The organism is Psychrobacter sp. MF31, from assembly GCF_012847335.1.
Classification (GTDB): domain Bacteria; phylum Pseudomonadota; class Gammaproteobacteria; order Pseudomonadales; family Moraxellaceae; genus Psychrobacter.
In genome coordinates, this window is record NZ_JABBDX010000001.1 from 722,247 (window position 1) to 735,215 (window position 12,969).

A 12,969-nucleotide genomic window follows, 5' to 3' on the forward strand; every position below is an offset into this window, starting at 1 on the left:
TTTTATCATCAATTAAACTATCAAATCACTTACAGCAAAAAAATAAAGGTTAAACCGTAATGGCTAAATTATCGCGGTGAACCATCACCACGCGGTCTTCTTTATTTCCAAATATTTTGTTGAACTGCTCGGTTCGCTCACGAGCCACGCGGCGAGCGTCGTTTGAGGCAAAATTTACTTGACCAACTGCCAAACGCTTATTGGTATCTTGATGGACAATTTCCACCACATCGCCTTCATCAAAGTCGCCGCGAACTTCAACCACGCCGACCGGAAGCAAACTTTTATGATACTCAATCAAGGCTTTGGCAGCGCCTGCATCAACAATCAAGGTCCCTGACATTCGCAAATGCGCCGCAAGCCATTGTTTTCGAGCAATCATCTTATCTTGATCGTTGGTGGTTAGGAGCGTTCCAATAGCTTCGCCGGATACCACTCGGGTGATGACATCTTCAATACCACCGCTGACGATCACTGTCGGACAGCCGCCCATAGCGGCTAAGCGACCAGCGCGAATTTTGGTCAGCATCCCGCCGCGACCAAGCTTGCCGCCCTCGCCTGCAATATCAAATAAATAATCCGCCATCGCGCGCTCTTGTCGAATCAAGCGCGCATTAGGATTTTCACGCGGATTGTCGGTGAAAACGCCTTCTTGGTCGGTTAAAATAATGTACAAATCAGCATTAACCATTGCCGCTGACATCGCGCCAAGCGTGTCGTTATCCCCAAATTTGATCTCATCAACGGCGATGGTGTCATTTTCATTAATGACGGGCAGCACGCGCCAGTCTAAAAGCTGAGTCAGCGCACGCGCCGTATTTAAATAGCGGCTGCGGTTGGACAGATCATCATGAGTCAGCAAAAGCTGCGAGCTTTGAATGCCGTATTGAATCAGCGCTGACCACCACGTTTCAATCAGTCCCATTTGACCAATAGACGCGCAAGCTTGCAGCGCAGGCAAGTGCTTGGGGCGCTCCTCCAAATTCATCCGGACGACGCCTTCAGCCACCGCTCCTGAGGACACAAGCAGCACTTCCATACCTTGATTGTGAAGCTTGGCAATTTGCTTTGCCCAGTTATAAATGGCAGTTCGATCAAGACCGCGACCGTTATTGGTCAACAAAGACGATCCGATTTTTACAATCACTCGTTTGATATTAAAGTTTCGTGATTGCTCAGTAAATCTTGCCTCGTCGGTCATTTGCTCCGAATCGACTGCCATAATAACTCCTGTCACTTATCTTTCCAGTTCATAAGATGGCGTGCTTGCCCTCTTATGTTGATAATTTTGCCTTGAACTTTTAAAAACTTAGCGATTTAATATCAATTAAGGCACATAAACCACTTCAACCTCATGATCATCATCGTCATCAAAGTCGCCGCTTTGACCTTCACGCTGAGCGCGGCGCATTTCGCGGTAAGCTTCACGCTGAGCTTCCGTATTTCGGCGAACTTCCGCCTCAAGCCGCTCAAAGCGCTCTAATTGCGCCTCAGCAAACATCGGGTCTTCTTCTTCGCGCTCGCGTTCGCGCTCAATTTCATTCATCAAGTGGTATTTAATGGCATCAACGCCATCCCCAGTCAACGTTGAGGTTCGAAAAACCATCCCCGACCAGCCAAGCTCAGCCACGATATGCGTGCAAAGGGCATTTAATTCTGCCGCGTCGACTTGATCGATTTTATTTAATACCAAAATTTGTGGCAAATTGGCAAGCTCAGGCGAAAAACGCTCAAGCTCATTAAAAATAACCTGAGCATTTGCTACCGGATCACTGCCATCAATCGGCGCAATATCCACCAAATGAAGCAGTCTTCGCGTTCGAGCCACATGCTTTAAAAAGCGAATGCCAAGTCCTGCGCCCTCGGACGCCCCTTCAATCAGTCCTGGAATATCTGCCATCACAAATGAGCGATGACGACCGATGTCCACCACGCCCAAATTTGGCACCAAGGTGGTGAACGGATAATCGGCAACTTTGGGCTTTGCAGCGGAAACTTGGCGAATAAAGGTCGATTTTCCGGCGTTTGGTAACCCGATCAATCCCACATCGGCAACGACTTTTAATTCAAACTTTAAGACTTTGAGCTCACCTTCAAACCCAGAAGTGGCTTTTCTTGGCGCTTGGTTGGTTGAGCTTTTAAAATGCGTGTTTCCAAGACCGCCATCGCCGCCTTTGGCAACAAGCAGCTTTTGACCAATTTCGGTCAAATCGCCAATCACTTCATCGGTTTCGGTATCGATAATGGTTGTACCAATAGGAACGGCCAAATAAATATCGTCCGCGCCTTTTCCAGCACAGTTTTTACTGTGACCGTTTTCACCACGGCGCGCATCATAGCGGCGGGTATAGCGATAATCGACTAAGGTGTTGGTATTGTCATCGGCAATCACAAAAACGCTGCCACCGCGACCACCGTCGCCCCCATCAGGACCACCGCGCGGGACGTATTTTTCTCGGCGAAAACTGACGATGCCATTGCCGCCGTCCCCTGCTTTGACCGTGACTACGGCCTCATCAATAAATCGCATGCTACGTTCCTACTGTTTAACTCTCATTGTGATCAAAAATAATCATTGCCTATGATGGCAATAACACCCGATAACCAAGCTGACTATCGGGTGTAATTATAACCAACGCTAACTCTTAAAATAATTATCAAAACATCAAGATCAATAATTGATAATTAGGCAGGAAGTTTTGCGTAATTAATTCCTGCCATTTGCGTTGCTAATCGTAACACTTGGGTGCTGTAGCCTACTTCGTTATCATACCAAATATAAACGGTCGCATGATTGTCAGTCACAATCGTTGCTTGAGCATCCACAATCCCAACGTGTTTGGTGCCCACAAAATCGGTTGATACCGCTTCGGTTGAGTCGGTATAAGCAATTTGCGACTGCCACTGATGGCTATTGGCAACGCCTTTTAAAAACTCATTTAAGCTTTCCGCGCTTTTTGGGGCGGTTTTTAAATTTAAATTTAAAATCGCTAGGCTTACGTTTGGCGTTGGGACGCGAATGGCATTTCCGGTTAATTTACCGCTTAATTCAGGAAGGGCTTTGCCAACCGCTTTTGCCGCGCCCGTACTGGTAATGACCATATTAAGCGCCGCACTACGACCACGGCGATCGGCTTTATGGTAGTTGTCAATCAAGTTTTGGTCATTGGTAAAGGCGTGAATGGTTTCAACGTGACCATTATCAATACCAAACTCATCGTTTAACACTTTAAGCGTTGGCGTGATGGCATTGGTGGTACAACTTGCTGCGCTGACGATTTTATCATCGCCAATCGTGTTGTTATTCACCCCAAACACGACGTTTTTAATATCGCCGCTGGCAGGCGCGGTAAGCAATACTTTTTGAACGCCTTTTGATGCCAAATGCTTGCCAAGTCCTGCTTCATCTTTCCATTTGCCAGTGTTGTCAATCACAAGCGCGTTATCGATACCATAAGCGGTATAATCAATCTCGCTTGGGTCATTGGCATAAATGACTTGAACAAAACGACCATTGATGATGATGCCGTTATTGTCTTCATCCACTTTAGCAGTGCCATTGAAGCTACCATGAATAGAGTCGCGCTCTAATAGTGAGGCGCGTTTTGCCAAATCGCCTGCCGCTGCCGGACGCACCACAATGGCTTTTAGCTGCAAGCCACGCGAGGTTGAGGCTTGCGACAATAGCAATCGGGTTAAGATTCGACCAATGCGACCAAAGCCGTAAAGCACGACGTCAGTTGCGCCGTTTTGAGCACCATTTTTATCAAGGCTTGCTAGCGCATCATTAATATCCGCTTGGTTTGCGATTAATTGACCGGCATCAATACTTGCTGACTGGACTCCTGAATCTTGAATGGCACGAACCATAGCGATGGTGTCATCAATATTGATAGCGCTTGCGCCTGATTGACGCGTTGCTGCTTTTTGATGCAATGCCAACACTTGATTGACCGACGCTGAATCGATCGCTTCGCCAAAAAGCGTGACTTGAACGTCATTGTCATTATAAAGCTTGTTTAACAGCCCCATCAATTCGATGGCTTTTTGCTCTTGGCTATTGTAATTGGTTAAATGGTTTTGATGTAATTGACGCAAAGATTCAGCTTGACTCACAAGAAACATCCTTATAATAAAAAAGTTATGATGTGATAAAAGAATGGCGGTAATAATGAGATGGTGGTCACAAGAATAAGTAGTGCAACCGCAATCGATTTGCAAATAAACTAGATTTTAGCGTAAATCATCGTAATTAGCCAGTTAAAAGCTGCAATAGTTGCCACCCTTCACTTAAGATTAATCTAAAAAATCAGGCAACGATGTCGCTGCCTGATTTTGTTGATAAGGTTTTGTTATTGGCTTTAGTTCATACAAAATGGTGATGAAAAACTAATTTAATATACCTTAAGGCGCAAGTTTCACTGTTTGCCCAGACTGCGGCGTTAAGGTAAAGTTGGTCAAATCATAACCTTGCTGCTGAGCAATTTGGCGATATTTGGTATAAGTCTGCTGACTGATATTAGGCGAGCGCGCCAGTAACCAAAGGTATTTTTTATTAGGCGTTCCAACCAGCGCGGTTTGATAGTTGTCATCACGCGCCAGTACCCAATAATCGGCGCGACCTACCGGAATCCAGCGGATCCATGAGGGCAAAAAGGTCACTTTCAGCTTGCTTCCTGAGTCATCAACTGGCTTGGCTTGACCGTTTGCTGCCATCATTTTGCCATCACTTTTGGCGCATTGATTTAAAACATGGATACTGCCATCGTCGTTGGGCGTATAAGTGGCGGTAACGTCGCCTTGGCATTTTTTCTGAAACGACATTGGAAGTCGACCAATTTCAAACCAAGTCCCCGAATACTGTTGCAAATCAACCTTTTCTACGCTGGTTGGGGTTGATGCAGATTGATAAATGATGTCATTAGGCTGAGTGCTCACCGCTGCCGAAGCGTTAGTTGCATTAGCGGCGCTATTGGCAGGTAAGTTTGGCGTTGCGGCATAAGCCGTAAAGGCAGCAAGCGGAATAATAATGGCTAAGGCTATCAAAGTATGCTTCATCAAACTGTTCATAAATACTCGCTCAGGAAGGGCTGCTACTGGCTCTAGCGCTTGGGGTTCAGGTTTTTTAGCCAAAATCACAGCATCATGTTTAAAGGATTTGGGTTGATTAAAATTATGGTTAATATTATTTTTATAATGAGTACCGTCAAGATTAAGCCCTTGATCCACCGGCTTTTGATAAGCCGCTTTTTTATAAGCAAAAACGACATTATCAAATTCTGTAGTCACCGTTTCATCCGCTGGCATTAATTCTGCTGATGAAACATTGCTGCTCTTGCTACTTTTATCACTACTTTCAAATTCATTATCGCTGATATTTAAATGAGAAATTTGGCTTTCAATCAACGGTAAAGTTGCTGATTCGATTTTTTCTTCAAATACTGGTTCTATAGTTACCGATTCTATGTCGTCGCTATTTTCAAAATCATTAATTTTAGTATCATTAACTTCAGTGTCATTAACATCATAATCTAGCGCCGATTGCAAAGCTGCTTCATCAAGTTGCTGAATGTCTTCCATCGAGGTGATTTCAGCAATTTTTTCATCTGCAAAGTCTTTATCAGCAAACAACGTTGACCGCTGAAACTTAGTATTTCCCGCTGGTTTTTTATAGCCAAAGCTGATGATCGTTGCGCCATTTTGGTCATCGTTTTGATCTTTATTTTTTAAAGACGAGCTTTCTAAAAATGCGCTATGTTGGTCTTTATTTTTTTCGGCATCAGCATCAACGATTAATTGCTGATGGTTGCGCTGATAAGCTGCCATTAACTCGTGAACTTCTTGCTCATAGCTTGAATCATTGGAAGCTGAGCGGTCACGAGTCAAATAGCGGCTTCGCGCCAAATAGGAATTTGGTGGCGTAGCAGGCATCGACTGAGAACCAGCTTCCTGTGAGTCAGACCATGCTGACCACGGTAACTTATTGGTTGTCATAATCACACCACACTGGTTATCAAAAATTGGTTTGGGTCACCTAAAATATAAATAAAGTGTCGCGGCTTAACATTGGGTTTAAGACAGTGGTTTTAGGCAAACCTATCAAAAATAATCGCCTTTTGACACTCTATTAATTCATATTTTATGATAGGGATGAGGAGGTGAATAAAACAGTGTGGCAATGTAGGAAAACGCAACGGTTTGTAAGCGAATTGGGCTTTATTCACCATTTAGAATACATTGTAAATGCTTTGTAATTGCGGCTAACCATGTGATTTATTTTGTTTGCTTTTTTAAATGATAGCCGTGCTTAATTAACTTTTTCTAAAAACTGACGAATACCAGCGACACTGATTGCGCCAAAAGATTGTGCCTCAGCTAAGTCATTTGGGGCTACCCCGCCAAGCGCAATCACAGGAACATCGGCAAGCTTAGCCAGTTCTGACCAATCCTTCCAACCAAGCGCCGGCTGATCGGGATGAGATTTAGTGGGTAAAACAGGGGCTAATAAGATCGCCATCACCGGCGGCAGCAGCTGAGACACTCTTAATTTTGCAAGTTGATTGGCAGCTTGAATACTTGTTTTGTCGTGACAGCTGACGATTAGCGGTAAATTAAAATCGCTGAGGTTAAAGTAGTTATGATGTTCGTTTACATCGTAAGCTAGCAGCTCCGATTGTGATAAATGACCCGCTATAATTTGAGCATTCAGCTTGCAATGCTTGCGTAGTGATTGGGCAATCGATAATGGTAACACCGCTTGAATATCGGGGCGTTTTGTTAATAATTGCTCAGCCAGTGCTAATGACAATGCCAAATCTTTTCCCGCCAGCTCAGCTTTAGGACGAAGATAACCCCAAGCATGTTTAGGAAGCGCGTTATTGTGATAATCAAGCCATGACTGAGCAGGATCAGGATCATGGCTAAATTCAGATAAGGGCAAGGTGATCACCAACTGAGTTGGCAAGCTTAGCCAAGATAAAATGGTAATATTTGCTTCTGGAAGTGGAAATTTTTTAGCAAGCAGTTCAGGTTTAGTTGCCCAAATCAGCGGCTGATTTTCAAGACCAAGCGTTTTTCTGTGGTATTTAGCAAATTGCTCAGCACTTAAAGAAATCTGATAAACGTGAAGACAAACGCTTTTATCACCATAATCGTGCTCGATGTTGCCAAGTTTTAGCGCATAATTTTGGCGGATATCCATCCCCGTTTCCTCGCTGACTTCGCGGATCAGCGCTTGATGAGGCGTTTCATCCGTATCAACTTTACCGCCAACAAATTCAAAACGCTCCCCTTGATGCTGCTTGGCACTGCGATAACCCAGTAAAAATTGATCTTGATAATAAATCACGGCAACTGCCACATGGATGGTTTTATGAACGTTTGTTTTATGAACATTTGAAGAAGCGCTTGTCATTAAAATTCCTATGAAAAAGGATTAAAAAAGAATAACTCATCACTATAAAACGAATGATAAATAGTTATGAAAAAAATTCCTGCTAACTAATTCACATAAGTTTACATAAATTAGGAAAAAATTTTTATTGAATGCTTGCAATTTAATAATTTACAAATGATAATGGTTATCGTTAACTTAACGAAGTCAGTGCAGCTTCACTCACGCTAGGCGCTGATGACTTACAACGATTCATCCCCAGCCACATTATTTTTTAAAGGAATTCATCATGAGCATGGTTATCTCACGCTACTTAAACTGCCGCGAAAATCGTCTGCCAACACTGCAATCTCAGCATCTGTTTGCCTTAACCAAAGAAGTCCGAATTGAGCACGAAGGCGAAGAATATCGCTTGCGATTGACCCGAAATAACCGCTTAATTTTAACCAAATAATTGCTTAATTAAAAAAATGACAATAACAAAATAAAAACGCCTTAAATAAGGCGTTTTTTTATAACCGCTAATTTTTTAACCTTAAAACTGCCAGCTATAAACCACATCAACGGCGTTTTCAGCGGCAGAGGTGGCTTCAACATAAATCCGCCGCGTAAGCTGATAGCGAATCGATAAGCTGTTTTGCGCATTAAACACACCAACGCCGTAGCGAATGTAAAGATCAGGGGTAACATAGCCAGTCACGTTGACATTGGTATCCTCGCTATTTCCTGAGGCATCCACCGTGAGGCTCTGAAGCCCGAAAGCTTGCCCAATTTGGTTGGTCAGGCTGCGCGTCCCACTTAACCCAAAGCTTAATCCTGCTGCCGCTAAGTTATTGGTGACTTCAGATTTAAAGCCTTGCTCACTGATTTGGGTGGCGCTCTTATTGTCAATGCGACCGGTGACCAGCGCATTCATCGCTTGCTGCTGAGTGAGACCGGCATTGTTAAAGACGACGATATTCGGGCTTTCCGTACTGCCTTTAACGCGAAGTCCGACCGTTTTGCCGCTGATGTTTTTGACCGCCTCGATACTTAAGTTTGGCTTCATCACATCGCCATTAAAGCGAACTTGACCGTAATTGAGCTCCAAACTTTGCCCAAAGATATTCACATTGGTTCGCCGCGACACTTGAATGACGCCTTTAGCACGCATCACGCCTTGACCGCGCTGGGTGACGTTAAGCGCCCCTGCCAACGGGATGACCGCACCAAAACCACGAAAGTTAATGTCATCGCCCAAATCAACGCCAATATCTGCGTTGATCGACCACGGCTTAGTGACTTTTAATACCTCATCAATATTGCCAATTAACCGGCGATCAAGCACCACCGCATCTTCAGTTTGGGTAATGATATCTTCACTGGCCTCAGGCGGTCGAATGGTTGCTGAGGGTACGCTCACCGCGCCTTCAATATTGACATAACGATCAGCAGGTCGAACAATGATGTCAATATCAGGGTTGACTTCAGCCAATAATAACGGCGGCTGAGTGAGCACCAAGCGCTCGCCTTCAACGCTCAATTTTGCTTGCAGTTTTTGTTGCCAGTTGACGCTGCCTTTTAGTGTTCCGGTTCCTGTGCCACTGTTAAACTTACCATCAATCACCGCATCAGTGCCGCGAACTTTGGCGGTGGCATTGACTTTGGTTAAATTGATCGGCAAATCAAGCATGGCAACGCGACCATTTGCCAATTTGACATCACCATAAAACTGCGGCTTGGTTAAGCTGCCACCAAGACCGCCTGCCATAGTGATGTTGCCCTCAAGCACGCGCATTCCAGGGAAGAAGGGTTTAAACACCGCTAAGTTCAGCTCATTGAGTACCAACGCCCCTGAAATCGGCTTGTTCGGTTTGTAAGGATCAACGATAACCTCAGCATAACCGCGAGCGCCGCGACCAGTATTGATGTCTGAGCGCAGCTTTAAGCCGCCCGGAACGGACATGGCAATGAGGGAGACGCGCTGATACGGCAACGTGATCGGTTCTGCGTCGCCATCTTGAATGAGACCAATTTTGCCATTGTCAGAATATAGCGTGGTGTTGATCGAAGGCGCTTGACCTTTTTTCCAGCCAATTACCGCGCGACCATTGATCTTGCCATGCCAATCAATGTCTTTAGGTAAAAAGACGGCAAACAATGACGTATCTAATTTTTGAACGGCTAAATTGACTTGACCTTGTGAGGCGGAGGCAATCAGGTTTTCGCGAAGGCAAAGCTTTCCAGACTGGTCTTCAGCTTGCCAGCAGTGGGCGGCAAGATTGACTTTCAAGTCGGTGGTTTTGCCTTTATTGGTATTGGGCAAATTGACAATCAATTGCGCCGGTTGCAGCTGATCGAGCGTGGCATATTTGGATTTTAATTGACCATTGCCAATCGCGCCTGACCAAGTAAGCGTATTGCGGTCAAAGCCGCCTTTTAGCCGCGCCATCACATCAAGCTGCTCATTTGCCACATCAAGGTTGACCACATGCGAGCGCTCAGTACCATCAAAGCTGACATCCAGCTTGTTAAAGCTTTGATTGGAAACGTCTAGCCCTTCAGCGTGAATAATCAGCTGGCTTGGACTGTTGGCTAAATTGACGATTTTGCCACGGATTTGACCTTGACGTAGAATCAATCCGGGAAATGAGAGGCGCTCACCCACCAGATCGATATAAAGCGTTGGCAAGGCTTGACCCGCTGGCTGCAAAAGCGTGACGCCGCCAGTGACTTTACCACCAAGCTTGGGTGACAGCTGATCTAGGCTTGTGATATTGATATTGGCTTGTAAATTTTTGGCATTGCCATTGGCAGTTAAGTAGTTGTTGCCCCAGCGAATGACCAAATTATCGGCATTTAATTGCTCAATTAAGCGATTCACTTGTTGATATTGCGCTGCTGCTTCTTGCGCTTGCAGCTTTTTAAAGTAGCCGGCGATATCTTCAGGCAAGTGCAATTTGGCGGATAAACTGCCTTTTGCCGATAAATTTTGACCTTTAATCGTGCCATTTAAATTCAGGTTATTTAGATGAATGACTTGCTGATTTTTACCCCAGCGACCGTCGCTGTTGACCGATCCTGTGATCACACTTGGGGTATCTTTTAAAAAGTAGCCCAAGTTAAAGCGATCCATGGTGGCTTTGATGTTCCAAGCAATGCCATCTTGCAAATTGACCGTACCGCTGGCGTCAATGCTTCCTGCCGCGCCTTTATGCGATAAGCGCTCGATGGTGATCTTTTTGGTATCGCCTGCTGCTTTGATTTGCAGCTTGCCCGCTGGAAGCTGTTTGGCATCCAAAACACCATCAAAGTCCACGGCAAAGCGTTGCAAACTGCCCGCCGATTTACTATTTTTGGGCGCCGATTGCCACTCGCCGCTCGTCACCAAATCGCCTGAAATTATCGCGGCATTATTGGAAACAAAATAGCCCAAATTAAACTTGTCAAAATGCCCCGTCACATTCCAGCCAATATTTCGGCGCAAATCGATCACGCCTTTGGCTTGAACGGCGCCCGCTTCACCCGCGTAATTGAGCTTACGAACGCTAATGAGCTTTGGCGTTCCTGCTGCATCAATAATTAAGCGACCTTTGGGAACGTCTTTGGTATCCACATGACCATCAAATCGGGCATCGAATACCGACAAATTGCCGCCAACAATATCGACATTGGCATCCCCACTTCCAGTAATTTTAATGGCGCGCGCGTTTTGAGAGGCATCAAGAATCGCGCTCAAATCGGTATTGCTAAAGGAGAAAATATGGCGCTGACCTTTCACGCCGCCTTTGGCGATATCAATCATCCGACCGCGAGCGCTGATCTTACCGCTTAAGCGCTCAAGCGGCAAATCGGCATTGTATTTTTTGGGCAACAGCCCTTTGGTTTGCGCATCAATCTGCCACGATAATGGTTTGCGATTGTGAGCTAAAATGATGCTGCCGTTACCGGACAAATTGCCCACGATACCATTATAATCAAGGTGATTGATCGTAATAGTTTCGCCTGATTTTTGAGCGCGAACGTTGTAAATGCCTTTGGGAGCGGCGTTTAGTTTGTTGATATCGGCATGGGCATCGATGGAAAGTTTGCCGCCGCGAACGATAACACTTGCGCGACCGCTTGGGCTGTCCACCTCACCGATATTGGGAAGGTTATGACGAATAAGCTGTTGCCACGTGGCGTCAATATACCAAGGTGCAGACTGAGCCGATTTTGCCGAAACTTTTCCACGAACCAGTTTGGCATTGAGGTGCTCGCCGTCTTTTTGGCGCAAATCGGCACGGATTTGGGTGTTGCCTACCGTATTTTTTTGTTGATAATGCAGGGCGATTTTGCCATTTAAATATCGCGGCGCATAAACTTTATAATCCGCAAATTGTTTTGGAATGGCATCTTGAAGATTAAAGCGGCTTCCGGTCGCCAAAACTTTGGCATCAAAGCTATATTTCCAATCAAGCGTACCTTGAAGCAACAAATTGCCCTGAGGAACGCGAGCGTTTAACTGATCGATTTTGAGCTGTTTGTCAACGAGCACCGCTCGACCTTGATAGTGCCCCGAGGGAATATCTTTGGCACTAAGCTCGCTATTAATTCGCAAGCGAACTTCGGATAAGACGCCTTCGGCAGTCAACAGCCCACTTTTTAGATGAATGTTTTGCTCTTCTAAATAGGGAATTAACACATCATCCCAGCGCAACTTGGCTTGAAACGGGGTTCCAGGATCAAGGGCTTGAACCACCAGCTCGCCTTCAACATCACCTTCGTTATAACGGCTTTTGATTTTGCCGACAGCGCGCTTAAGGCTTCCGGTAGCGGTGATATTTAAAGGATCGACATAGACTTTTTCAAGGGCGCTGACCTCAGCAATGGCGCTTAGATCCAGCGGATAATCGCCCTGCAAATCGATATCGCCCGATAAGGCGCTGACTTTGACCAGCTCGCCATAGTACAAATCACCGCGACCAACGCTGACTTTACTGCCAACCCAAGTCAAATCGCGAGCGCTGATATCGTGAACGACAATGGGATCACGGGTGACTTGCTTGTAAACAATGCGATTGATCTTAGCGTTATCAAAGCGTAAATTAACCGGTAATTTGAGCGTTTTATAATCGTAAGGATCGCCGGTTGGCGGCTTTTTGTTGATGATCTCAATGGTATTGATATTGGCATCTCGAAGGTGAACTTCTTTGGCAAAGACGGCGCGCCAGCCAATTTTGACATACGCTTTGTCGACCAAAACCTCCAAATCATCGGTCGCTTTGATATCAATATCGGTCACCCAAAGCCCATCGCGAAGGTTGCCTTGACCGTATTTAAAGCTAATTCCCGCTTCAGAGCCAATTTTATCTAAAATAAACTTGGTGCCGCCATCCGTTCCTGCCATATAAAAAAAGATGGCAATCATCAGCGCCAAAACGATTGAAATTAAAATCAATAATTTAAGCAAAAACGACAATGGAAACCAATGCCGAACCATGCGCGCGTCACGCTGAGCCGGATCGTCGTTTGGGTCAGGATTTGGCGGCGGATTGTTGGGCAACATGACTCTCAACTACAAATAAAAATAACAACGAGCAAAACCAAATCATTAA

The 12,969-nt window shown here is 45.3% G+C and carries 7 protein-coding genes; 1 reads left to right on the plus strand and 6 read right to left on the minus strand.

All coding sequences use genetic code 11. The annotated features are described in order from the left end of the window. Nucleotides 1-49: 49 nt before the first annotated feature. The 5 genes from proB to HF322_RS03075 all read right to left on the minus strand — a co-directional run bounded on the left by proB (nucleotide 50) and on the right by HF322_RS03075 (nucleotide 7,414). Nucleotides 50-1,201, minus strand: a complete 1,152-nt coding sequence (proB, locus tag HF322_RS03055) for a glutamate 5-kinase (RefSeq protein WP_223193150.1) — start codon at nucleotides 1,199-1,201, stop codon at nucleotides 50-52. Nucleotides 1,202-1,327: 126 nt separating this feature from the next. Continuing rightward, the gene (gene cgtA, locus HF322_RS03060; RefSeq protein WP_169391894.1) at nucleotides 1,328-2,530 is read right to left on the minus strand and encodes an Obg family GTPase CgtA; all 1,203 of its coding nucleotides are present in this window, start codon (nucleotides 2,528-2,530) and stop codon (nucleotides 1,328-1,330) included. 155 nt (nucleotides 2,531-2,685) lie between these two features. After that, nucleotides 2,686-4,125, minus strand: a complete 1,440-nt coding sequence (locus HF322_RS03065; RefSeq protein WP_169391895.1) for a glyceraldehyde-3-phosphate dehydrogenase — start codon at nucleotides 4,123-4,125, stop codon at nucleotides 2,686-2,688. A gap of 279 nt (nucleotides 4,126-4,404) precedes the next feature. Then, nucleotides 4,405-5,994 (minus strand): lipocalin family protein, encoded by a 1,590-nt coding sequence (locus HF322_RS11635; RefSeq protein ID WP_223193138.1) that lies wholly within the window; start codon nucleotides 5,992-5,994, stop codon nucleotides 4,405-4,407. Nucleotides 5,995-6,307: 313 nt separating this feature from the next. Further along, nucleotides 6,308-7,414: an NUDIX domain-containing protein gene (locus HF322_RS03075; RefSeq protein ID WP_169391896.1), complete on the minus strand. Its 1,107-nt coding sequence runs from the start codon at nucleotides 7,412-7,414 to the stop codon at nucleotides 6,308-6,310. 274 nt (nucleotides 7,415-7,688) lie between these two features. On the opposite strand from HF322_RS03075, the gene hemP reads away from it, so the two are divergent. Beyond that, nucleotides 7,689-7,847, plus strand: coding sequence for a hemin uptake protein HemP (gene hemP, locus HF322_RS03080; RefSeq protein WP_227672156.1), 159 nt, complete (start codon nucleotides 7,689-7,691; stop codon nucleotides 7,845-7,847). 81 nt (nucleotides 7,848-7,928) lie between these two features. Here hemP and HF322_RS03085 read toward each other — a convergent pair whose 3' ends face one another. Continuing rightward, nucleotides 7,929-12,920, minus strand: a complete 4,992-nt coding sequence (locus tag HF322_RS03085; protein WP_169391897.1) for a translocation/assembly module TamB domain-containing protein — start codon at nucleotides 12,918-12,920, stop codon at nucleotides 7,929-7,931. Between the last annotated feature and the right edge of the window lie 49 nt (nucleotides 12,921-12,969).

What these genes read in the sequence shown, in the direction of transcription:
- HF322_RS03075 (WP_169391896.1), bottom strand. Translation starts at nt 7,414, where the DNA reads ATGACAAGCGCTTCTTCAAATGTTCATAAAACAAACGTTCATAAAACC.
- HF322_RS03085 (WP_169391897.1), bottom strand. Translation starts at nt 12,920, where the DNA reads ATGTTGCCCAACAATCCGCCGCCAAATCCTGACCCAAACGACGATCCG.
- proB (WP_223193150.1), bottom strand. Translation starts at nt 1,201, where the DNA reads ATGACCGACGAGGCAAGATTTACTGAGCAATCACGAAACTTTAATATC.
- hemP (WP_227672156.1), top strand. Translation starts at nt 7,689, where the DNA reads ATGGTTATCTCACGCTACTTAAACTGCCGCGAAAATCGTCTGCCAACA.
- HF322_RS03065 (WP_169391895.1), bottom strand. Translation starts at nt 4,125, where the DNA reads ATGTTTCTTGTGAGTCAAGCTGAATCTTTGCGTCAATTACATCAAAAC.
- cgtA (WP_169391894.1), bottom strand. Translation starts at nt 2,530, where the DNA reads ATGCGATTTATTGATGAGGCCGTAGTCACGGTCAAAGCAGGGGACGGC.
- HF322_RS11635 (WP_223193138.1), bottom strand. Translation starts at nt 5,994, where the DNA reads ATGACAACCAATAAGTTACCGTGGTCAGCATGGTCTGACTCACAGGAA.